The organism is Streptomyces sp. NPDC048415 (assembly GCF_040651675.1).
Lineage (GTDB): Bacteria > Actinomycetota > Actinomycetes > Streptomycetales > Streptomycetaceae > Streptomyces.
Genome location: NZ_JBEZKJ010000083.1, coordinates 1 through 21472, shown reverse-complemented (window position 1 = coordinate 21472; position 21472 = coordinate 1). Strand labels below are relative to the sequence as shown.

Here is a 21472-nt window from a genome sequence, read left to right as displayed (position 1 = left end):
GTTGGAACGCGCCGCTCCGCATAGAGTGAGTCTCCATGTTGAGCTGCCGGCTTCTCGGACATCGCTTTCGCTTTCTCAGCGACGCCGACACGATGCGCTGGCAGTGCGCCCGCGGATGCGGCGCCGGGGGCTCCAAGCGGTATCCGACAGCGGAGGACGCGAAGCGCTACGCGCGGGCCTTCGATCGCGAGGACCGCGAGGACCTGGGGCGTCGGGCACCGCTCGTCGGTCTCTTCCCGCTGCGCCTGATGCGCGCCCTGCGGATCCGCCGCGAGAAGAAGCCCGAAGCGGGATCCGGCGCGGAGCGCCGGTCGCACTGACACGCTTGGGGGCTTCGCGCTCCGGCGCGGGTGCACCCCGCGCCGCATCCACGGGCCGGGGCGCCGAGCACGTCGGACAAGGGGGGCGTCGTACATGGCCTCACCTCGAGCTCTGCTAGAAGCCTCGCGCGGTCCACGGCCCACGGGGGACCGGTCGGAGAACCGCGGCGCACAGGGGTGACGGCCAGCGTCCATTTTATGGCATTTCGACATGAAGTGGACCACTGACCCTCCCCGGGCCTCCGGGGGGCGCCCCAACGGGGCTCGGAGCGGCCGACAGGCGCGGGGACGCGGGATCGGGAGCGGGATCCTGCTCTCCGAGGTCGAGTAGCGGGGAGGGCTTTCACCTCGCAGGCGGAAGTACGGGACGGGGTGCGTTTGCGATGGTGGCGGGAGCGACATGAACCGCGTACGTCCTCTTCGATCGGGCCGGCCGGCGTCATTGACGGCCATCCACCGGGGCGGCCCGCACGGCGCCCGGGTACAGGCGCCGGCGGTCCGGTCGAGAGGGAACCGGCTCCCACGGCGCCGGACTCGCTTCCCGCCTGCGCGGGCATGGTCGCAAGGTGGTCGAACTCAACCGTCCCGACCGCAGAGTGCGGCGCCAGCGCGGGGAGTCCGACCTGATCGACGCGGATAATGCCGCCTGCGCCGTGCTGGCCGGCAACACAACCTCCGGGTCTCACAGATCAACGGCTGCGCCCACTGCCTGGACGTGCACACCAAGGCCGCGCTGCGCGCTGGCGAGACCACACAGCACCTCGGCGTACTGGCCGCCTGGCGCGACACCGAACTGTTCACGACACACGAACGCGCGGCACTCGCCCTCGCGGAGGCGACCATCGGGCCCGCGAACGCCGCCGTGCAGGACCGGCCTACCAGGCGGCTCGCCAGACCCTGGCCGACGACGAGATCTCCGCGGTGGTCTGGGCGGCGATCACCATCAACGCCTTCAACCGGGTCTCGATCATGAGCAAGCACCCCGTCGTACGCCCTCATCTCTGATGGAGCGCGGGCCTGCTACGAGCTGGGAACGCGGGCAGTAACACCGCCGCCGACCACATCACTGCCACCCAAATATCCCTGGCCCAGCTTCCGAAGAGGTGCCGGCGTGGGCGCCGCACCCTGGTCCGCACCGACTTCGGCGGCGGCACCCACGAGTTCGTCAACTGTCCGGCCGCGCGGGGCCGGTGGCTGTCGTACTCGGTCGGCATGACCATCACCGACGCCGTCCACGACGCTGTGCTCCAGGTCCCGGCCTCGGCCTGGACGCCGGCCGTCGAGCCCGGCGGCGAGGTCTGCGACGGCGCATGGGTCGCCGAGCTCGCCGGCGACTGCCTGACAGGCTGGCCGAAGGGGATGCGCCTGATCGTTCGCAAGCAACGAGCGCACCGGCGCCCAACTGCGTTTCCCTGACCCCGACGGCCTGCGGCTGACCGCTTCGCCACCAACACCCCCGGCACCGCGATCGCCGCGCTGGAACTGCGGCACCGCCGGCGCGCTTAGTCGGGCAGTCCTCCAACGAACCCGGCGACCAGCGTCGCCACCGCTTCTGGAGTCTCCAGGTTCATGAGATGGGTGGCGTCAATCCGGTTGACGCTGATCGTCGGCCGGGTGCGGGAGAGCGCGGCCAGCTCCTCGGAGACCCCTTGTGCAAACCGGGCGGTGAAATCGTCGAACCACTCCATGCCAGGCGCAGGCGGTAGCCGTCGGCCGGCCTGTACCAGCAGCAGCGGGCAGTCGACCCCGTCCAGCCATGTGGTGACACCGAGCGCGAAGATCCTGTGGAGTTCGTCGAAGATCTCCAGCGCTTCCGCCCGTTCCGGCAGCGTCTGCCACTTGCCGTCGGGCAACGGGCGTGCGGCCGCTCGGGTAGCCGCCTCCGCACGGTCAGCGGGAATCCCGAACCGGGCGGCGTTGATGACCTTCTCCTCGATGTACTCGGGTGGTGCGATGGTCCCGGCCGACGCCAGCAGCCCCTCACTCACCCGGTCAGCGCCGGGGTACTCGCGTCCCCACCAGAAGCCGTCGAGATTCACGGCGGCACGGGCGCGGCCCGGGTTCGCCCGGGCGTACTCGACCGCGACCAGTCCGCCGAGGGAGTGGCCCACCACAACGGCCTCCGGCATGCCATGCGCGTCGACTGTGTCCGCGATGTGCCGCACCACGGCGGGGATGGTCCAGGCGGAGATACCGGGAGAGCGGCCGTGCCCGGGAAGGTCGACGGCGAGGACACGGTGTCCGGCGGTGAGCAGGGGGGCCGAGGCGTCCCAGTCGGCGAGCGACCGTCCGTAACCGTGCAGTAGAACCAGTTGAGGGCCATCGCCCCCGTAGTCATGAGCATGTAGGAGTGCCATTGGTCTTCACTGTAGGGGGCATCCAGCATTTCGAACACCGGATTAAAGATCTGCGTCGAACGCGAAGTGCGCACGCGCGGTGCAACTTGAGCAAGGGCGTGCGGATGTTGGAGGAGGTGCTCGGCGATGCCGGGACCGGTACCGAAGAGGAGTGACCGGAGGCGGCGTCCGAAGAAGTCGGACGGCCCGGAGTTGGTCAAGGCGCCCATTGGTCGCTCCCTGACGGTCCCTAGGGCGGATGCCGCGTGACGTCCCGTCGCGAAGCGCTGGTATGAGTCGCTACGCGGCTGAACTACATGTATCAGCACAACGCCGTACACGGCCCTGATATGCAGTCAGCTCTGAGAATGCGGCGTCGTCTAGGAGAGGTCGTTTTGAGACTATTTGGCGGGCGGCGGCGTGCGCTTGAGCGTGGCTGACGTTCATCGGCGGCCACTCCCACCACGCTGTATGAGGCAGCGCTACGTGATACTCGTCCTGTGGATTGGTTCGAGCAGGCCCGGGCAGCGGAGCAACTCGGGTATTGGGATGCGGCCATCGCATTGGTAAGCGCCCACGCCGAGTGCTACTCCACCGATCACTACATGCACGACAACATCTGTGGCACATGGATTTGCTCACCCGTGCGGGACGGCTCACGGAACTCACGGAACTCGCTCGCACGGATGTCCACGCACGTCGGAGACTCAACAGATCGCTTGGCGAGCGGGGGATGGAGGCTGCGCTGCGCAGCCGCGCCAAAGATGGTGACCGTGACGCCCTGTACGTCCTTGTCCGGCTGCTGTGCGAGACAAATCAGGCCCATGAGGCCCATCGAGTGGTCCAGGACTTCGGCCCGGAGGATCAGTACGCACACCAGATCGCGGCCCACTTTCGATCGCCATCAAGCGATGCACATTGACGCTCGGCACCTGCCTCGCCTTACCTGTCGGGAGTGGTTGGTGGAGGGCGTCGTTTTTCGGTTGCAGGTCGCGGTGCCCGGTCGGCTACTGGTTCCTGGTGAAGCTGCCTGCGTCGGCCTCGGTGAGGACATCGAGCTTGACCAGGCACTTCAGCTTGGCGCGGGTGCCTTCGATGTTCTTCGGCAGCAGTTCGTGGTCGAGGGTTTCACTGGTTCGGTCGTCGCCCGGTCGGCGTAGTGCTTTTCCTCGAATTCGATGGGCTGAGGTAGCCGATGCGTTTCTGGATGCGACGGAAATTGCAGAAGCCGTGGGTGTATTCAAAGAGCGCGAGGTTCGCCTCGGCCCGGGTGGCGAAGACGAGGCCGCGGACGCACTCGGCCTTGGCCAGTATCCACAGGTTCTCCGCCAGGGCGTTGTCGAACGAGTCCGCTTGATGGACGTGTACCGCCAGGGCTCAAGGAATGGTCGCAACACTGTCTGTCAGTCGAGTCTTGGGTGAGCCGATAGGTTCTGAGCCGCACCGGATTGGTGTGGGTTGGGCTTCAATGACCCGAGCCGCGTGTTGGCTTCAAGGATCCAGGCCGCGTGTGATTATATCGTGACAGCGAAGGTGATGACGAGGGCAACTAGTCAGCGCACCCACCGTCATCGGTTATCCGGCGGCACGTGCGCAAGGTTGTATCGGCGCTGGGAACCTCGCATCGCGAGCAGACCCTTATGGGTGAGACGTGGTAGCAGCCTACTCGGGCGGCGGTCCTCCGCGGCGGCGCAATCACATAGTCCTCGCCTTCTATTTCCCCTGACCCCTCGGATGCGCATGAGTGGGAGGAATTCATTTCATGACAGACGGCAACGAAAATGCGCGTGCGGAACGATCACGCGGGAGCTTGAGCAGGCGACGCCTTCTTCAAGGGACAGCGGGCACCTTCGGTGCCGCTCTAGCATCCGCCGGCATCTACGAGATGATCGGCAGCATTGCAAAACCACCGGACCGGGCCGCCGCCGCCGACAGTATCCAGGAACAATGGATCCTGCAGAACGAGCAGGTGGTCGAGGTCGATGGCTCGGCCGTGAAGAGCAGCAAGGGTACGATTGCGGTCCGGGTGCCGGCCCTGCACGATCATGTCATTACCGCAAAGCTGAATGTGCCGGCGAAAGCCAAGGCGTTGCAGGAGGCGCAGCACCACCTCGAGTCCGCCCTCCTGGATCTGGAACGCCAATTTCCGCCCACTCCCACAGGAGTGGCCACCACGGTGGCCTGGGGACTCCCCTACTTCCACCACTACGTCCCAACCCTGGGCAAGACGTCAGACTTCTTCAAGGCGGGAACACGTTACCCAACGTATCTGCCGGTCGATTTGACGACCTCCAAGGCGGAGGGCCACACCGTATATGCGCTGCAGGAGGCCAGGACGTTCCCCAGCGACCAGCCCCCGCCCGGCTTCGGGCCGGTCCGCTTGGAACAGAATGACGTGGCCGTGCTACTCCGCAGTGACTCGCTCGCCCATATCAAGGAAGCCCAAAAGGCCCTCTTCGGGCTTGGAAGCAACCAGGCGGGCAGCCTGTTCAAGGTGACGAGTATCCGCCAGGGCTTCTCCGGGGGCGGTTTCTACGGGCAACAGGGCCTGCCGAGCAAGCTGGCGCTGGCGGCCAATATCCCCGGCGCGCAGTCGATTCCTCGTCAGGCGCAGGGTTTCCTCGGCTTCGCCACCACCCTGGACTCGAATATGGGACCCGGCAACATCGCGAGTCTGGAGACACTACCTGGCCTCACCGATCAGTGGCCCAAAGGTTACTTCAAACAGGGGTCCACCATGCATCTCTCGCACCTGTTTCAAGACCTGGTGGCCTGGTACGAACAGAAGTACCCCACGTACGCGGATCGCGTCCAGGCGATGCTCCAGCCCGGCCTCTCGCCCGCGCCGGGTACGTATGCCCTCCAACCGCCGGGTCAAAGTGAGGCCGAAGTGGCGCAAGGGGTCAAGCGGTACCACGCCTACGGCCACAGTGGGAGCATGTCGATGGTGGACAGCACCACATCATCGACGACCAGCAATTATGGGCAGGCCTACCCCAGCGGGACGACCATCCCCGTGCGCGGAGATTTCGACACGCTGGACAATCCGTTCCACTACACATCCGATCCGACGGGAGACCACTACAAGAAGGAGAAAGCGGCCGGGTTGCACTTCATTTCGTTCCAGCCGACTATCGGAATCTTCAATCTCGTTCGGCTCGCGATGGACGGCCACTATTCCGATAGGACACTCCCTATGGCACCGCGCAGCCCCCACGCCGGCATCAACTCGGTCCTGCACACGACCCACCGGCAGAACTATCTGGTTCCACCACGTCGCCATCGGTCCTTTCCGCTCGCCGAGTTCCTTGTCTGACACGAGCCGCGCGCCGCGCCCTCAGGGCTGTTGCAGGGTTGGTGGCTGTTGTCTTTCCGGGCTTGAGGGCTGCGTTTCTGCTGTTCAGGCGTGGGGTCGGTGGTCTCGGGGAGTGGTGACGTGTTGAGTCGTCGCTCTGGTGGAGGTCGGGGATGCCGTCGGTCGTGGGGCTGCTGGAACAGCGTGAGCTGACCGCTCGCCGTCCCTTGGACGAGCTGCGGGAGGAGGCCGACCGTATCCAGGCCGAGCTGGTCGTGGCCGAGCGGGAGTGGGACGAGGGGGTCATCGCCCGCGTACGCCGTCGCAGCCGCGGCTGTCGGCGTCGACAACGGCGTCCGCCTTGACCGACTGGGAGTCGATCACGCCCGCGCTCGGCTCCGGATCCCGCCCGGCGCTGGACCAGGTCGCCGAGCACACCGGCGGCACCTCGGGAAGGCCCTGGTCGACCAAGGCCTCTTCCTTATGCCGGTTGGTCAGTTGCTGCTAGGGGCGATCATGATGGCCGCCATTCCGGCGAGGCAGACCAAGGCGCCGATGATGTGTCGAAGCGGTCGGGGCGGTAGGCGTCGGCGAGCATGCCCCAGGCGATGGACCCGGCGAAGAAGATCCCGCCGTATGCGGCGAGGATCCCTTGGAGCACGGGGAGCCCGCACCGGATACTTCCTCGAGACCGCTCAGCGGCCCGGGTCAACGACCGGCGGCCCGGCTCCCGTTCGGGCCAATTTCAGAGGTCGGGCCTCCGGGATGTCCGGGCGGTCGTCAGGCGCGGCAGCGCAGCATCTCCAGTGGGGGTTTGGCGAGGAAGTCCGCCCAGAAGTCCGCACCGAACTTGCGCACGCCGGCGTCGGACACCTCCAGCGGGACCCAGGTCACCTCGCTGAATCCGGCCGCCCGCAGACACTTTTCGTAGACCTCGCGGCGCGGGCAGGTGGTGATGAACCCGATCGGCGGGTCGAGCAGCGCCGTGATCCGGACTCGCGGTCCGGTCTCGGCCTTCTCGCCGGTCAGCTCGGAGAGAAAGCCGTACTTGCCCAGGGGCGGCCCATCAAAGCGGTAGTCGGGTGTCTGGGCGAGCACGAAGAACTCGGCTCCGGGCGCCAGGCTCTGGTGCACGTTGCGACACATCCGCTCCATGGCGGCGAAGTCCTCCGCGTAGTTGAGCAGCTGGACCGCCGAGGCGACGTCGAAGCGCCGCCCAAGGGGCCGCAGTTCGGACACATCGCCCACCTCGTAGCGCACACCCAGCGGATTGCGCTCCTCCAACTCCTCCGCTGCGGCGACCATTTCACGGGAGATGTCGACTCCGAGCACCTCCGCGGCGCCGCGCCGCTTGAACTCCCTGCTGTAGAAGCCGGTGCCGGAGGCCAGGTCGAGGACCGACTTGCCGCGCACGTCCCCGACCATGGCCAGGAAGCTGGGCACCTCCGCGTAGTGCGCCAGCGGCAGGGCCTTGAAGCCCTCGAACGCCTCACCGATCTCGTCGTACTGCTGCATGCTCACCGTGCCGTCCCCCCTGTGCTTCGTCATGTCCATGGCCTCGGGCCCCGCCACCGGGACAGGCCGCAGCCTCTGACGGGCAGTCTTCCCGCACCCCGGCAAACCGTCGTACTGGCAGAAGCCACAAAGATCCGGACATCGTCCCGGCTCTGTGTACGGGCGGTCACGGGTTCGAGCGGATGATGGACAATCTCGGTGCGATCTTCGGCCCGCTCCTCGCGCTCGGTCTGCTCGCCTGGCTCGGCGTGCAGTGGGCCATCGGCCTGTCCGTCATCCCCGGCCTGCTCGCCGCCGCCGCGATCGTCTACGCGATCCGGCGGGCCTGACTAGTGCCTCTGTCCTTGGTGTCAACGCGCAGGACTGCGGCCCCCGCGCGACCGGGACGCCGTCGAGCTGGACGATGATGACGATGGTGGCGAGGACGTGTAGTTGTCGTCAGTCAGCTGGTCGTGTCTTCAGCGTCCCGGCGGTCAAGGGCGGCGACCTCGCGTACGGCCTCGGCGATGGCCGGGAAGTCCTTCTTGAGGATCGCACCGTGGTTGCTGGCGACCTTCGCGCCGATCTGGATATTCGGGTTGTGGGCGGTCACCACATCGAGGCTGGTGCGTATCCGTTCCTGCTCATCACCGCGGCTTCCGAAGGATGTCCCCGAAGCGACCACATACCGCACCGGGACGGTGATGTTGCCCAGCACGGGGCCCAGCTCGCGCTCGCGGGAGAGCCTGCCGAGCTCGATGTTGCTGTTCGCCTGCTGATCGGCGGTCAGCCGCGGGGCCAGGCCCGTCGGGCGCAGCAGCGGCAGGAACCAGCTCATCCGCCGGAACAGCTTCCGGATCCGCTGCTCCATGGCCTCGTCGAGCCAGTCGTACGGGAACGCGCCGTCGACCAGGACCGCGCCCAAGGCACGCTCCGGATTCCGGCCGGCCCAGTGCGCCCCAACAAACGCCCCGTAGGACCAGCCCACCACCAGCGCCCGGTCCACACCCCTGGCCGCGAGAACGGCATCGACGTCCCGGACGGCTGCCTCGAAGGAATAGTCCGCCGAACGCTTCGATTTGCCGCGGGCCCGCTCGTCGTAGGTGATGTGCCGCCACCCCGTCCCCAGTTCAGCGATGACCCGCCGCCAGTACCCCTGAGTGGCGAACTGGCCATTGAGGTAGACCACAGGGATACCGGGACCGCCGGTGTCGGTGACCGCCAGGGCCGTATCGTCGACCGGCACCATGCCGGTCCACTGCGAACTGGTCGAGGAAGTGCTGTTCTTCGTCATGTGTTCCCCCTGGTCGCGTGAGAGCGTCTTGTACGACTTCTCCAGGCCCTGCACGTGGATCGCAGGCCCCTCGGGACGGACGGCCGGGTCGTCGGCGACGAGCGACAGGATCTCGATCGCGTGGGGCCCGGCCGGACAGTCCTGGTTCTGCTCCTTCAGAGGCTGCGGGCGGTGATGTCGCCGTGCGTGGTGGTGGCGCGGATGTCGAGTTCGGCGGTGCCATCGTTCTTGAGGGCGTTGCTGACGCGGCCGTAGTCAGTGCCGGCGTGCAGGGCGGCCGAGACGCCGGCCGCGGCGGCGACCGAAATGTCGCCGGACTGGGTGCGGAGCACGACCGTGCCGCGCACGGCCTCGGCGATCCGGATGTCGCCCCTAGTGGTGCTGATCTCCGCGGGGCCGCCCAGCCGGCCGACCTCGACGTCGCCGTCGATCGCAGTGAGGCGGACGCTCGCGGCCTCGTCGATCTTGATCTGGCGGTACGCGCCTTCGACGGCGACGTCGCCGAGGCGTCCGACGCCGCGGAACTCGGTGCTGGCAGCCCTGGCCTCGATGCGGGAGCCGGCGGGCAGTTGGACGGTGACCTCCAGGGATCCGGAGGGGCCGAAGAGCTGGTTGTTGTGGGTCGAGGCCGTGATCCGCAGGACGCCGTCGGTGTAGGCGACGGTGGTCTGCTCAGCGGTCTTGGTGTCGCGGCTCTTGGAGGAGTCGGCGGGCAGGACCTCGACGGTGGTGTCGGCGCGGTCTGCGGCGATGAACTGGATGCGTCCGGTGGGGATGTCCAGGACGGCGGAGATCGGGACAGGGGTGTCGAACTTCTGCATCGTGCTCTCCCGTACTCGTTCGTTATTTTCCGACACCGGAAACGCTACGTTGCTTTCCAGATTCCGACAACACAACTGTTGCACTTAATCAGCATCTATGCAGGTAGAAGCAGAGAAGTTGTTGCAACGACCTTAGGGGTAACGCAACGACAACTGCTCTGATCATTGCAATGGATGAGAAGTGAACGCTATAGTGGGGGGATCAGGGAACGCCACGAAGGATCACCAAGGAGATCTCGATGCCGGGAGGCAGGCTCACCCAGCAGGAACGCCAGCAGATCGCGCTGGGGCTGGCCGACAGCCTCCCCTACGCCGAGATCGCCCGACGCCTCGACCGTCCGACCTCGACGATCACGCGTGAGGTGATGCGCAACGGCGGTCCCACCACCTACCGCGCCGACCTGGCCCACCGCGCCACGGAACGCCGCGCCCACCGGCGCAGGCCCGCCTCCTTCCGAGGGCCGGAGTCAGTCCCCCAGCCGCACGGACGCGACGCCGAGGCCGTGGCCGAGTACGAGGAAACGCTCACCACCGTCCTCATGGCTTCGGGCCTGACCAAGATGACGGCCCGGGTGCTGACCTGCCTGTTCACCACCGACGCGGGCAGCCTCACCGCGTCCCAACTCGCCCAGCGCCTCCAGGTCAGCCCGGCGTCCATCTCCAAAGCGATCGCCTTCCTCGAGAGCCAGAGCCTCGTCCGCCGAGAACGCGACGAGCGCCGCCGCGACCGCTACGTCGTCGACGACGAACTCTTCTACCAGGCGACGATCGCCAGCGCCCGATCCAACGACCAGCTCGTCGAAACCGCCCGCCAAGGCGTCGCCATCCTCGGCCCCCACACCCCCGCCGCCACTCGCCTGGAGAACATCGCCCGCTTCCTCGACTTCATCAGCGAAGCCATCACCCGCGCCGCCGAACAGGCCCGCGAAGTCCTCCACACCAAACCCGAAACAACCTCAACCGACACCGCCCAACCAACCCCAGACCACGGATAGTCAGCCGTCTCTATCGTCAAAGCAATGAGACGAAGCCGGCTGTGTCCGCGGGGAGGCATAGGGTTCCACCACGGCGGCCGTCCGCGACAGCGCGCGGTCGTCCGTTCCCTCGCCTGGTCGGCGCGCTCGACGACCGTCTCCTCGACGGTCAGCGCGCCGCGAATCCCCCGCTCATCTGCTGTGACTGAGCACGCCAGTTGGCCATTGAGTGCTTCACTTGGCCACTTTGGCACCCAGCATCAATGTGCTGGGTGAACTGGTCACCGTGTTCGTGGAGTGTGTGTGCAGGAGCCACGAGAGCCTGGCCGCCCCTCATCGCCCACGCGCCAAATAGATGGATCACCGACCATGCAGATGTGAGGGTTGCCAACGACGCGGAGGCGAGGAAGCAGGATGAGGCTCGGGACACTGGCGGTAACAGGTGCGGCGGGGAACATCGGTTCCGTGGTGCGGGAGGCGCTGCGCGGCGAGGTGGCGCGGTTGATCCTGCTCGATCGCGTACCCATGCGGGCGTAGACCGAGAACGAGGAAGTGCACACCATCGACCTGGGGGACGCGGCCGCCGTGGAGTCGGCCCTCGCGGGGGCCGACCGCATGCTCCACCTTGGCGGTGTGCCGGACGAGGCGCCGCTGCCGGACCTGCTCGAAACCAACGTGCTCGGAACCGCTACGTCCTGGAGGCGGCGCGCAGGACAGGCATGCTTGCGCGCATGAAGACCTGGAAGATCCTTCGCGACTGCCGCCTGAAGGGCGACGGCATGCACACCGCGATGCTCGGCATCGCCCGACTTCACAATCTCGCCCTCACGGGATAACTCCCGCCCCATACGGGACCATCCTTAAGAGAGGCCCAAGGGAGACGGCCCCACCTCGCCGTCTCGGCGGATACTCAGTCGAGACAGAACTCGTTGCCCTCGATGTCCTGCATCACGAGGCACGACTCGTTGTAGTCATCGGCAGTCAGGAGGCGCACGCGTACCGCGCCGAGCGCGACCAGTCGTGCGCACTCGGCCTCAAGCGTGGCCAGGCGCTCTTCACCCACGAGCCCGGTGCCGACCCGCACATCAAGATGCAGCCGGTTCTTGACGACCTTGCCTTCGGGAACGCGCTGAAAGAACAGTCGCGGGCCCACACCTGAGGGATCAATACATGCGAACCGTGAACCCTGATCCTCAAGAGGCAGGGAGCGGTCGAAATCGGCCCAACTGGCGAACTGCTCCGGTGGCGGCGGTACGACATACCCCAACACCTCGCACCAGAAACGAGCGACGCGCTCAGGCTCCGCGCAGTCGAAGGTAACTTGGAACTGCTTGATCGATGACATCGGCGCACCATAGCAGGGGGACTCTGTTGCTCAATTCCCGGTGTGGATCCGCATGTTGTCAAGAGGACGGGCCCTGCCGGCCGCTGCTGTGTCGTGCGGTCGCAGGGGGTGAACCGATGTCGAACCCCAACAGCTCTGCGGAAGATGCGCCAGGACTTCATACGGCCCCACCCCGCTCCACCGGTGCCCGCGCGTGGAGAGCGCGCGGTTGACCGTGGGCTGGGTCGGCGCTAACCCGCGGCCGGGTGGGCGTCTGGCCGGTGTCGTCGCCCATGGCCCGGCGCGGTAGGCGCGGTCGGTTCCGCCAGGGTGCCGTTGTTACCGCCTGCCACGAGAGGGGCGGCGGTCCTATCGCACGTCCTATCGCACCGAAGGTTGCGCAGTCTCACCGAAGGCTGGTCGCTGGGCCTCCGTTTCATCGAAGGCTGGTTGACTAACTACAGTTCGTCACTCGGTGCGAACGTCCTGCCGCCGTAGAAAATGAGAGTCGGCTGCGGTCAGACAGTGAGTAGTCGGACGAGCAACACCACCAACGTGCCCGCTGTGAACACCGACCCCAACACGGTGAACACCAGGTCGACCGTCGCTACGTCCCAGCCCTGGATCGTAAATCGGTGGGGATCTTCCGGATCGTATTGGACCATGACAAGGGTCCCCACGCCGAAGTCGCCTCCGACGACACTGCGGCCAAACCTGCATGAGTACTCGCACTCGCGGCCGTCCCGGGTCGTCCAAGCTGCGACCGGGTGGTAAAACGTGGCGCCTTCGTCGTCTCGCCTGACATCGTGGCGGACGATCCGACCCTCTGCGCTGACACCTGCGCGACGGAGCGCGCTGGCGCGGCGGAGTCCATACACGCCGAAGCTGAGGAAGACCGCGCCAATCGTCAGCGGGATGATCGAGAAGAGCCATTCGCGTTCCATGTGTTGTGCGACGCGTGCGCGGGGATGGCGGTTGCGAGTGGCGCGGCTGTGGCGGCCGGCCTGCCACCACTGTTCCGCGCGCTCGGCGGCACAAGGCCGACACGGTTTGAGCCCATCTTGAGGACCAAACTTCGGCGAGACTGTTCGACCTTCGGCGCGACAGGACAGGAGCAACGTCACTCGTCTGCGGGAAGCAACTGCCGGTTCCCGCCTTCGCGGACGGACGTCTACCGGGGCCGCAGCACCAGGTCTCTCGGAGCCTCGATCGCGGCCCGGGCGGGTAAATTCTTCCCTGGCGTACGCGGGTGCGGTTCTCGTGGCATTAGAACAACTTGCCACAACTTGCCCTGCTTATAAGCCCCGACGACGACAACCAGGCCGCCAAGCGACTGGACGCCAGCCAGGCCGCCAAGCGACTGAGGGTGCCCGCCGCCGCTTTCCGCTCAGCACGCCCCGCCGGCGTCATCCCTGCACCGGATCTGCCCCCGAGGCGGTGGTCACGGGCGGCAATGGAGGCGATGGACTCGGAGGTGATCCGGGCGTCACTGCCGCGCGAGCCGAATTCCGGCGGCGTTGCCGGGGGCCGGATTGCCGCGGCGCTCGGTACTCCCCATCAGCAGGCGCGAAGGCGCACGTGACCACCTTCGTAGTGAAGCGGATTAGCGGATCATCGACCGCGGTCTTTGGGTCGACCTCACCATGCCGGACGGCGTTCAGGTCAATCCCGGCCCAGGTCGACGCCGTGTGCACCTGCGAGGACCTGGCGGAGCGGGTCGCCGCGGACAGCCCACTCGGACCGAACCAGGCGGCCGAGCGGCTGGGCGTAAGTGGACCAATTGATCTCCCCGACGACACGGTCCGGAGGAACTAGGCTGGGACGTGGCGTCTGCACGGTGGGAGATTCTGCACGGTGGGAGATGTCGTGGATGTCGATCTGCGCAAGATGCGCTACTTCGTCGTAGTGGCCGAGGAGTTGCACTTCGGCCGGGCCGCCGAGCGGCTGCACATCACGCAACCGGTGCTGTCCCGGCAGATCCGCGCGCTGGAGCAGGAGCTGCGCGTGCAGCTGTTCACCAGGAACAAGCAGGCCACCCAGTTGACGGCCGCCGGCCGTCAACTGCTGGAGGACGCGCGCCCCCTGCTGGCCACCGCGCAGGCTCTGTGCCGCCGGGTCCAGCAGGCCGCCCACGGATCTTCGGCGTTCACGGTCGGCTTCATGCCCGGGATCACCGTGACCGGCGCGGTGCGCGCCTTCTCCGCCAGGCATCCCGAGCTGAGTGTGCAGGTGGTGCGCACTTCCTGGGGCGACCAGGTCCAAGGGGTGCACGAGGGCCTTCTCGACGTGAGCTTCGTACGGCTGCCCGTCGACCATCGCGGCCTGGAGCTGCGCCCGCTCTTCCGGGAGCCCCGCGTCGCCGTACTGCCGGCGGACCACCGGCTGGCGGGCAAGGAGTCCATCGTTATCGCAGATCTGGCGTCCGAGCGGCTGCTGCAGGACCCTGACGCCGTCCCCGAGTGGCGCGACCTCCCCGAGCGGACCGGCGGCGAGGGCGACGGGCCGCGGCCCTCGTTCGCCTCCGTCGAGGAGAAGCTGGAACACGTCGCGACGTCCGGGGGCGTCCTCGTCCTTCCGCTGTCCACCGCGGCCTATTACACCCATACCGATGTCGCGTATGTGCCCATCGACGACATCGGCCCGGGCGAGGTCTGCCTTGCCTGGAGCGTCGGCCGCCGCTCCCCTCTGCTCCCGGAGTTCGCCGACATCGCCGCTGCCCAGCACTGATGCCCTGCGGGCATCACCGCTGACGGAAGAGGTCTTGGACGTCGGCCGCGGCACGGGGCCAGGGTGGAGGAGCGGCGGAATCCCCCGCCGCCCTCGACAAGGACCGTGAGAGCGATGCAGATCTTCATCACAGGTGGTTCCGGCTACATCGGCCGCTCCACCATCCGGGCACTGACCGGGCACGGCATCGGCGTGACGGCGCTGGCGCGCAGCGAGCACGCGGCGCGCACCGTGTCGGACCTTGGTGCCACACCGGTCGCGGGGGCGCTCACCGACACCGATGTCCTCCATGAGGCGGCCCGCGGGGCCGACGGGGTCATCCACCTCGGGGTGGACTACGCCGAGGGCACAGAGGACGTCGACCGCGCAGCGGCGGAGGCACTGCAGGACGGCGTGGGAAGCGGCCCCTATGTGCACACGGGCGGGGTGTGGGTATACGGCGACACCGACGGGGTCGTCGACGAGGACGCCCCGCTGAGCCCGCCGCGCATCACCGCTTGGCGGCTGGAGAACGAGAAGCGGGTGCTCGCCCGGGCCGCCACCGGACGACACCCCCTGGTGGTGATGCCAGGGCTGGTCTACGGCCGCTCCGGCGGACTGGCGCAGTCGTTCTTCGTCGAGCCGGGACGCACCGCGGGGGCCGTGCCCTGCATCGGGGACGGCTCCAACCACTGGGCGCTGGTCCACGTCGACGACATCGCCGAGCTGTACGTCCTGGCCCTGAACGCCCCGGCCGGTTCCACTTACGCCGGGGTCAGCGGCCAGAACCTTCCGCTGACCGACGTCACCCGAGCCCTCAGCCACGCCGCCGGATGCCAAGGCAGGATCGACTCGCTGACCCTCGAGGAAGCCGTGCAGCGGATGGGCCCGATCGCCGAGGCATTCGCCCTCGACCAGCAGTTCAGCGGCGCCCGGGCGCACCGCGAGCTCGGCTGGACGCCCACCCGTCTCGACGCCCTGGCCGAACTCGCCCAGGGCTGAACCACCAGGGAAAGAGGTGCCTTCCCCATCGGGAAGTGCCCCCACCGGGAAGTGCCCCCATCGAGAAGGCGGTGCCGAATGCGGGGCCTGGAAGTCATCGTGGTCATTCTCGCGGCCGTGCTGGCCATGACGTGGCTGGCTCGCCGCCTGCGCTGGAACGAGCCGGTCCTGCTGGTGGCGGGTGGCTGCCTGATCGGTCTCACCCCCGAGTTCCGCACGCTGGTCCTGCCGCCCCCGGTCGTTCTGCTGCTCTTCTTGCCACCCTTGCTCTACTGGGAGTCGCTGACCACCTCGCTCCGCGAGATCCGGACGAATCTGCGCGGCATCGTGCTGCTCGCGACCGGCCTGGTGCTGGCCACCGCTGCCGCCGTGGCTGGCGTGGGGCACGCGCTGGGCCTCTCCTGGCCGCTCGCCTTCGTCCTGGGCGCCGTCGTCGCCCCCACCGACGCCATCGCTGTGCAGGCGGTCGCCCGGCTCCTGCCCCGCCGGATCCAAACCATCCTCCGGGCGGAGAGCCTGATCAACGACGGCACCGCACTTGCCCTGTACGCGGTGGTCGTCGGGGTCGCCGTACAGGGACAGGCCGTCACCTGGTCGGGCACCGCCGCACGCTTCCTGCTGGCCTACGCGGGCGGTGTCGCGATCGGCGCCGCCTGCGCCGCCGTCGTGGTGGCACTGCGCAGGCGGTTGCGTGACCGCGTGCTGGAGAGCGCCCTGGCCGTGCTCACACCGTTCGCCACCTACCTGCCCGCGCAAGTCCTGGGCGTCTCCGGCGTCCTGGCGGTGGTCACCTGCGGTCTCATCCTCAGCCAGGCAGGCCCCAAGGTGATCAGCGCGGGCGCCAGAGTGCAAATCACCGGCTTCTGGGAGGTGAGCACCTTCATCCTCAACAGTGCCCTGTTCGTCCTGGTGGGCATCCAGACACCCGCCATCGTGAGCGCGATCAGCTCCGTCTCCCTCGGACACGCCGTGGTCACCGCGTTGCTGGTCGGCGGCGTGGTGATCGCCACTCGCCTGCTGTGGCTGTACTCGGTGCCCTACCTCCTCCGCGCCGTCGACCGCCGCCCGGTCCAGCGCAGGCTGCGCTCCGGCGCCCGGGAAAGGTTCCCTGTCGCCTGGAGCGGGGTGCGCGGGGCCGTGTCGCTGGCGGCCGCCCTCGGTGTCCCGACCACCACCGCCGCGGGCCGGCCGCTTGGGGGACACGGCCTGCTGGTGTTCACCGCCGTGGCCGTCATCCTGGTGACGCTGGTCGTCCAGGGCACGACCATGCCCGCGGTGATCCACTGGGCCGGACTGCGCGGCGATCCCGACGAGATCACCGAGGAACGCCGCGCCCATCGCCAGATCGTCAATGCCGCGCTGGAAGCCCTTCCCGACTACGCCGACCGCCTGGACACGCCGCCGGAGATCGCCGACGCCATCCTGAGCGAACTGCGCCAGTACGAAGCCGAGGACGCAGCCGAGGACGCAGGACCGCCCGACACCGGGCCCGGCGTGCGGGCCGGGCTCGAACTGCGCCGCACCCTGATCGGCGTCAAACGCAGCGCCCTGATCCGCCTGCGCGACCAGCGCACCATTGACGACATCGTCCTGCGCCGGCTGCAGTCGGTCCTGGACAGCGAGGAAATCAGGATCGAGCTGGCCCTGCGTTCCTTCACCGGCCGGCCGCCCTCACCACCGGCCGGCGGCACGGCCGATCCACGCGGCAGGGCGCCCGGGAAGTGAGCGACCGCGTCCGGTCCTGGGATGTGATCTTCCGCCGGCAATCAGCCGCGTCGCGGCACTGTGTCCGTGCGGCCCTCCCAGGTCCGGTCGACCGCCAGGCCGCGTCCGCCCGCTCGCATGAAGCCGGCGGAAGGTACTTGGAGGTCCCGTCTGTGTGAGCGTCGCCAGGAAACCCACCTCCGGCGATACGGAGAAGTCGCGGGCCGTCGACGTCCTGGTGCTGTCGATCTGCCATTCCCCCCCCACGTCAGGGCAGACAGAAGCACCCTGGCGGACGCAGTGGGTCCGGGGTCAGGAGGCCGCGTTCATCAGGTCGACGGCGGACTGCTGGCGGGCGGCGTCGGTCGTGTCGACGGGTCCGGCCCAGTGGAGGCCGTAGGCGTCGAGGGGGGTGCGGTTGTTGGCGTAGGCGGAATCGGCTTGGCGGCGGATGTAGGAGGTGTAGGGGCGGTCGGAGAGCTGGGCGTTGAAGGCGCTGAGGCCTCGGATGTAGGCGCCTTTGAAGGAGGGGCCGTCGCCGCCGCAGCCGCCTGTCTCGCAGGGCTCGCGCAGGATTCCGCCGGCGTTCAGCGACGTGGAGGTGGTTGAGGCGTCACCGATCTGGCGGCCTGTGGTGAGCAGGGTCGAGTTCCCGGTGGCGCGGTAGAGCTCCGCGAGGCCGCCGAGGAGAACGCCTTGGTTGTAGGACCAGGCGGTGGCGCCGTTGTTGCCGCAGGTCGTGAGGTTGATGCCGTCGTTGACCAGGTGGGAGCTGTTGATCATGCCGGTGCCTTTGAACCACGACCACTCCGCGTTCGCCCTGGCGAGATAGGTCGTGTCGCCGGAGTTGCGGTTATGTAGTGCGGCGTTCAGCTCCAGGTAGAGGGAGTTGGCGATGGCGTTCTTGTAGGTCTTGGCGGTGCTCCACCAGACTCCGCCGCCGCACGTGGAGTCCCAGTACCGGGCCATGTAGTCCGCGTCGGCCCGGGCCGTGTTCAGATACCTGGCGTCGCCGGTCAGGTCGTACGCGGCGACCCAGGCCAGCCCCCACCAACCGGTGTCGTCGATGTAGTCGTTGGTGAAGTTGCCGCCCTGCGCGGACAGATTGTGGTCGTAGGTGGTGGCGATGGCGTACTTGTAGCTGCCCATGCCGGTCACCTGGATGTTGTTGATGAGGGCGGTCAGTGCGTTGGCCGAGTTCCACCAGCCGGTGGTGTCGAACAGGCCGGTGCTGAGGTTGTACGACTGCATCAGCGCGGTGGCCGCCGCGGTCGGGCGGCTGCCGGCGTTCCAGGTCGTACGGGCCCATGCCGTGCAGGCGATCTCGCCACGGTCCCCCGCCTTGCCGCAAGCGCGGAGGGCGCCGACGCCGTGGTTGTTCCAGTCGTCGACGTTGTACATCGGGGTGCGCCAGCCGGTGCGGCCCGAGGGGATCGTGGTGTCGCCGAGCTTGCTGCCGGAGGTCCAGGTGCGGCCGCCGTCGAAGGAGCGGTCGAGCCAGACCTCGTCGGTGGGGCTGCCGTTGGTGATCGAGGCCCAGCCCATGGCGTCGGTGTCGTCGAAGTGGAGGGTGATGTTGCGGGAGTAGATGGTGGTGCTCACCGGCTGGCGGTCCTGGGGGGACAGGGACGGGTCGCGGCCGTCGCAGTAGTTGTCGCAGATGGTTGCCTGGGCTGCTGTGGTCGCTGCTTCGGCGGTTCCGGATGCCGGGATCAGGAGAGCCAGGGTCGCTGACAGGGCCGCCCCGATCATGCCTGGTGTTCTTGCTTTTGAGTGCATGTCAGCTCCGTAGAGGTCGGTCAGCCCAGGCGCCACTGCTGGTTGGCGCCGCCGTTGCAGGTCCAGAGTTCGAGCGCGGTGCCGTTGACGTTGCCGGCGGCCTGGTCGCCGCCGGTGACGTCGAGGCAGAGGCCTGACTGGGCGCCGGTGATGGTGCCGTTGGGGTTGAGGCTCCACTTCTGGTTGGCGCCCCCTGTGCAGGTGTACAGCTGCACCTTGGTGCCGGCGGTGGTCCCATTGCCGTATGCGTCCAGGCACTGGGTGCCGCCGTAGAGCCGGAGTTCACCGGCGGCGGTGATGGTCACGGCCTGGTTGGCGCCGCCACCGCAGTCCCAGATCTCGATCTTGGTGCCGGGGGCGGTCTGGTTGTCGTACGCGTCAAGGCAGCGGTTGGAGGAGGCGCCGACCAGGGGGTGGGTACTGCCGACGCTGGTGCCGCCGCCGACGGAGACCCGGTACATCACGGAGCCGTGGGCGGGGACGCCGGCCGAGATGGTTCCGCTGGTGTTGCTGACGACGTGGGACCAGAGGTTGTTGAGTCGGTAGGAGGATGCCGCGGGGAGACCGACCGCGGTGGCGGAGGTGGTGATGGTGGCGGCGGAGGAGTTCTCGTTGAAGAGCACCACCGACACGTCGCCGTTCGCCAGCGGTTTGGTCAGCACGTGAAGACCGCCGGAGGAGGACACCTCGGTGCCCTGCCTGCCCAGGGAGTCCTGGTCCACGGCGATGACGTCCTTGTTGCCGTAGAGGGAGAGGGTGGCGGCGGAGGCCTTGCGCAGGTCGGTTCCGGCGATCAGCGGCGCGGCCATCTCGGACCAGAGGCTGAAGTGGGAACGGTCCTCGGTGAAGGACATGCCGTTGCCGACTTCGAGCATGTCGGGGTCGTTCCAGGCACCGGGCTTGGCGTACGGGGCGAGCTTGACGTTGGCCTTGTAGATCGACACCACCGTGGAGAAGTTGACGTTGATGTCGTCGGTGGTGCGCCAGCTGTTCCCGACCCCCGCGCCCCAGGTCCACACGCTGGCGAGGCCCCAGTTGCACAGGCTGTAGGCGATTGGGCGGCCGGTGTGGGCCAGGGCGTCGCGCATGGCGGTGTAGCGCTGCTGGTCGGGGACGTTCTGGTGGTTGCAGTTGTCGTACTTCAGGTAGTCCACGCCCCAGGCGGCGAAACTGTTGGCGTCCGTCTGCTCGTGGCCGAGGCTTCCGGGGTAGCCCTGGCAGGTGGCGGTGCCGGCGCTCTCGTAGATGCCGAGTTTGAGGCCCTTGCTGTGGACGTAGGCGGCGGTTCCGCTGATGCCCTTGGGGAACTTGACGGGATCCGGGACCAGGGCGCCGGCGGAGTTCCGGGCCGAGGTCATCCAGCAGTCGTCGATGTTGACGTACTGGTAGCCGGCGTCCTTCAGACCGGAGGAGACGAGGTAGTCGGCGGTCTGCTCGACCAGCTGCTCGGTGACGTTACAGCCGAAGGCGTTCCAGTCGTTCCAGCCCATCGGGGGCGTTCTCGCCAGGCCGTTTTCGAGGGCCTGCACGGGCGTTGCCGCGCGGAGGACGAGCAGGGCCGGGGCGAGGACCAGCAGAAGCACCATCGTGAGGGCGGCACTCAGGGGCCTCATGAGGGGTGACGGGACGGTCATGTCGGGGTCTCCTGTTTCGCCGTGTGGGGCCGGACGAACTCAACTGCCCGACAACGTTGTCCAGTTGCGGGGCGTGGCACCTTGGAAACGTAACCATCGCGAAGGTCCCACCATCGGGTTCAGGCGTCAATGGTCCGTACCAGACTGCCGCCCCGCACTGAACTACCCACGCCGTCAGGAGCGTTGACGCTCCCGTGCTCAATGAGAACGTTTCCATAGGCCCCCATAGCCACGTCCGTCCCTGGAGGTCTCCCCATGCCCATGGACCCCTCTCGGCGAGTGATGGTCGGGGCCGGCCTCGCCGCGATGACAGCGATGGCCGCCACACCGGTAGCCGCAGCGGAACGCTCCGGCCCGGGCCGGGCGCTGTCGCGCGCCATCGCCGCGTACGCCGCCTTCGAGAGACACTTCGACACGAATGACGGCTCCGGACTGGTCCGCGAGCAGTATCCGGCGGCCGCCGACGACAAGCCGTACTCGTACGAATGGCCCTTCTCCCAGGTGCACACCGCCGCACTCGACCTCGCGGCGGTGGACGCGACGTACGAGTCGGAGCTGGCCGAGCGGGCAAAGGCGCAGGAGCACTTCTGGAACGCCGAGGGAGGTGCGACCAAGCTTCCCGGATAGGACTCCTACCGTTCCTAAAGACTGGGCGGGAGTGAGTCCTGTTGCCGGAACCCATGCTCAGCCGAAGGCCCCGAGCGGTTTTGGGCGTTCTGGTTCCCCGCGTTCGCTCCGCGTCCGGCATCAACGGATCGTGTCCGTGGTCCGGGAACGTGGGGGCGGGGT

Annotated in this window: 22 protein-coding genes and 6 pseudogenes; 15 read left to right on the top strand and 13 right to left on the bottom strand. The window is 67.7% G+C overall.

From position 1 onward, the window contains the following. Window positions 1-35: 35 nt before the first annotated feature. The 3 genes and pseudogenes from AB0D27_RS35590 to AB0D27_RS35580 all read left to right on the top strand — a co-directional run. Window positions 36-320 carry a hypothetical protein gene (locus AB0D27_RS35590; protein ID WP_362516862.1) on the top strand — a complete coding sequence of 95 codons (285 nt, stop codon included), beginning with the start codon at window positions 36-38 and terminating at the stop codon, window positions 318-320. 670 nt (window positions 321-990) lie between these two features. After that, a pseudogene (locus AB0D27_RS35585) lies at window positions 991-1325 on the top strand (carboxymuconolactone decarboxylase family protein); the annotation flags it as partial. A gap of 6 nt (window positions 1326-1331) precedes the next feature. Then, a pseudogene (locus tag AB0D27_RS35580) lies at window positions 1332-1823 on the top strand (transposase); the annotation flags it as partial. On the opposite strand, the gene AB0D27_RS35575 reads toward AB0D27_RS35580, so the two are convergent. Both AB0D27_RS35575 and AB0D27_RS35570 read right to left on the bottom strand, forming a co-directional pair. Beyond that, window positions 1823-2677: an alpha/beta hydrolase gene (locus AB0D27_RS35575; protein ID WP_362516860.1), complete on the bottom strand. Its 855-nt coding sequence runs from the start codon at window positions 2675-2677 to the stop codon at window positions 1823-1825. The pseudogene AB0D27_RS35580 and the gene AB0D27_RS35575 overlap by 1 nt on opposite strands. A 580-nt stretch (window positions 2678-3257) precedes the next feature. Then, a complete protein-coding gene (locus tag AB0D27_RS35570; RefSeq protein WP_362516859.1) occupies window positions 3258-3548 on the bottom strand; it encodes a hypothetical protein in 291 nt (96 codons plus the stop codon). A 70-nt stretch (window positions 3549-3618) separates the two neighbouring features. On the opposite strand from AB0D27_RS35570, the gene AB0D27_RS35565 reads away from it, so the two are divergent. Next, on the top strand, window positions 3619-3816 hold the full coding sequence (locus tag AB0D27_RS35565; RefSeq protein ID WP_362516857.1) for a hypothetical protein: 198 nt from the start codon (window positions 3619-3621) through the stop codon (window positions 3814-3816). Here the strand turns inward: AB0D27_RS35565 and AB0D27_RS35560 are convergent. Next, window positions 3785-3970: an IS3 family transposase gene (locus AB0D27_RS35560; RefSeq protein WP_362516886.1), complete on the bottom strand. Its 186-nt coding sequence runs from the start codon at window positions 3968-3970 to the stop codon at window positions 3785-3787. The two genes, AB0D27_RS35565 and AB0D27_RS35560, sit on opposite strands and share 32 nt — an antisense overlap. A gap of 448 nt (window positions 3971-4418) precedes the next feature. Between AB0D27_RS35560 and AB0D27_RS35555 the strand changes: the two genes are divergently transcribed. Next, window positions 4419-5972, top strand: coding sequence for a hypothetical protein (locus tag AB0D27_RS35555; protein WP_362516855.1), 1554 nt, complete (start codon window positions 4419-4421; stop codon window positions 5970-5972). A 152-nt stretch (window positions 5973-6124) separates the two neighbouring features. Then, entirely contained in the window at window positions 6125-6316 is a 192-nt protein-coding gene (locus AB0D27_RS35550) for a hypothetical protein (RefSeq protein ID WP_362516891.1), read from the top strand. A gap of 129 nt (window positions 6317-6445) precedes the next feature. On the opposite strand, the pseudogene AB0D27_RS35545 reads toward AB0D27_RS35550, so the two are convergent. Both AB0D27_RS35545 and AB0D27_RS35540 read right to left on the bottom strand, forming a co-directional pair. Further along, window positions 6446-6600: pseudogene (locus tag AB0D27_RS35545) on the bottom strand (hypothetical protein); the annotation flags it as partial. Window positions 6601-6731: 131 nt separating this feature from the next. Then, on the bottom strand, window positions 6732-7472 hold the full coding sequence (locus AB0D27_RS35540; protein ID WP_362516884.1) for a class I SAM-dependent methyltransferase: 741 nt from the start codon (window positions 7470-7472) through the stop codon (window positions 6732-6734). Between the two features lie 176 nt (window positions 7473-7648). Between AB0D27_RS35540 and AB0D27_RS35535 the strand changes: the two genes are divergently transcribed. Then, entirely contained in the window at window positions 7649-7795 is a 147-nt protein-coding gene (locus AB0D27_RS35535; RefSeq protein ID WP_362516853.1) for a hypothetical protein, read from the top strand. Between the two features lie 113 nt (window positions 7796-7908). Here the strand turns inward: AB0D27_RS35535 and AB0D27_RS35530 are convergent, their stop codons facing one another. Then, window positions 7909-8739, bottom strand: a complete 831-nt coding sequence (locus tag AB0D27_RS35530; protein WP_362516851.1) for an alpha/beta hydrolase — start codon at window positions 8737-8739, stop codon at window positions 7909-7911. A 155-nt stretch (window positions 8740-8894) separates the two neighbouring features. Beyond that, the gene (locus AB0D27_RS35525) at window positions 8895-9560 is read right to left on the bottom strand and encodes a DUF4097 family beta strand repeat-containing protein (protein ID WP_362516849.1); all 666 of its coding nucleotides are present in this window, start codon (window positions 9558-9560) and stop codon (window positions 8895-8897) included. Between the two features lie 239 nt (window positions 9561-9799). Here AB0D27_RS35525 and AB0D27_RS35520 point away from each other — a divergent pair, with 239 nt between their 5' ends. From AB0D27_RS35520 to AB0D27_RS35505, 4 genes and pseudogenes are all read left to right on the top strand, one after another. Beyond that, entirely contained in the window at window positions 9800-10555 is a 756-nt protein-coding gene (locus tag AB0D27_RS35520; RefSeq protein ID WP_362516847.1) for a helix-turn-helix domain-containing protein, read from the top strand. A gap of 393 nt (window positions 10556-10948) precedes the next feature. Further along, window positions 10949-11071 (top strand): hypothetical protein, encoded by a 123-nt coding sequence (locus tag AB0D27_RS35515; protein ID WP_362516845.1) that lies wholly within the window; start codon window positions 10949-10951, stop codon window positions 11069-11071. Between the two features lie 15 nt (window positions 11072-11086). Beyond that, window positions 11087-11269, top strand: coding sequence for a hypothetical protein (locus AB0D27_RS35510; protein WP_362516889.1), 183 nt, complete (start codon window positions 11087-11089; stop codon window positions 11267-11269). Beyond that, window positions 11254-11370, top strand: a pseudogene (locus tag AB0D27_RS35505) (IS5/IS1182 family transposase); the annotation flags it as partial. The gene AB0D27_RS35510 and the pseudogene AB0D27_RS35505, both read left to right, overlap by 16 nt. Before the next feature lie 74 nt (window positions 11371-11444). Here the strand turns inward: AB0D27_RS35505 and AB0D27_RS35500 are convergent. The 3 genes and pseudogenes from AB0D27_RS35500 to AB0D27_RS35490 form a co-directional block, all read right to left on the bottom strand. Next, the gene (locus AB0D27_RS35500; RefSeq protein WP_362516844.1) at window positions 11445-11879 is read right to left on the bottom strand and encodes a VOC family protein; all 435 of its coding nucleotides are present in this window, start codon (window positions 11877-11879) and stop codon (window positions 11445-11447) included. A gap of 131 nt (window positions 11880-12010) precedes the next feature. Continuing rightward, window positions 12011-12176: pseudogene (locus tag AB0D27_RS35495) on the bottom strand (transposase family protein); the annotation flags it as partial. Between the two features lie 200 nt (window positions 12177-12376). Next, window positions 12377-12802 (bottom strand): DUF3592 domain-containing protein, encoded by a 426-nt coding sequence (locus AB0D27_RS35490; protein ID WP_362516842.1) that lies wholly within the window; start codon window positions 12800-12802, stop codon window positions 12377-12379. Between the two features lie 910 nt (window positions 12803-13712). Here AB0D27_RS35490 and AB0D27_RS35485 point away from each other — a divergent pair. The 3 genes from AB0D27_RS35485 (at window position 13713) to AB0D27_RS35475 (ending at window position 17291) form a co-directional block, all read left to right on the top strand. Then, entirely contained in the window at window positions 13713-14585 is an 873-nt protein-coding gene (locus tag AB0D27_RS35485; RefSeq protein ID WP_362516840.1) for a LysR substrate-binding domain-containing protein, read from the top strand. A 114-nt stretch (window positions 14586-14699) separates the two neighbouring features. After that, window positions 14700-15566 carry an NAD-dependent epimerase/dehydratase family protein gene (locus AB0D27_RS35480; RefSeq protein ID WP_362516838.1) on the top strand — a complete coding sequence of 289 codons (867 nt, stop codon included), beginning with the start codon at window positions 14700-14702 and terminating at the stop codon, window positions 15564-15566. A 78-nt stretch (window positions 15567-15644) separates the two neighbouring features. Continuing rightward, on the top strand, window positions 15645-17291 hold the full coding sequence (locus AB0D27_RS35475; protein ID WP_362516836.1) for a Na+/H+ antiporter: 1647 nt from the start codon (window positions 15645-15647) through the stop codon (window positions 17289-17291). A 291-nt stretch (window positions 17292-17582) separates the two neighbouring features. On the opposite strand, the gene AB0D27_RS35470 is transcribed toward AB0D27_RS35475, so the two are convergent. Both AB0D27_RS35470 and AB0D27_RS35465 read right to left on the bottom strand, forming a co-directional pair. Then, window positions 17583-19049: a glycoside hydrolase family 76 protein gene (locus AB0D27_RS35470; RefSeq protein WP_362516834.1), complete on the bottom strand. Its 1467-nt coding sequence runs from the start codon at window positions 19047-19049 to the stop codon at window positions 17583-17585. 20 nt (window positions 19050-19069) lie between these two features. Further along, window positions 19070-20683 carry an alpha-galactosidase gene (locus AB0D27_RS35465; protein WP_362516832.1) on the bottom strand — a complete coding sequence of 538 codons (1614 nt, stop codon included), beginning with the start codon at window positions 20681-20683 and terminating at the stop codon, window positions 19070-19072. Between the two features lie 255 nt (window positions 20684-20938). Here AB0D27_RS35465 and AB0D27_RS35460 point away from each other — a divergent pair, with 255 nt between their 5' ends. Continuing rightward, window positions 20939-21310 carry a hypothetical protein gene (locus AB0D27_RS35460; protein ID WP_362516830.1) on the top strand — a complete coding sequence of 124 codons (372 nt, stop codon included), beginning with the start codon at window positions 20939-20941 and terminating at the stop codon, window positions 21308-21310. 14 nt (window positions 21311-21324) lie between these two features. Here AB0D27_RS35460 and AB0D27_RS35455 read toward each other — a convergent pair. Continuing rightward, a pseudogene (locus AB0D27_RS35455) lies at window positions 21325-21472 on the bottom strand (transposase); the annotation flags it as partial.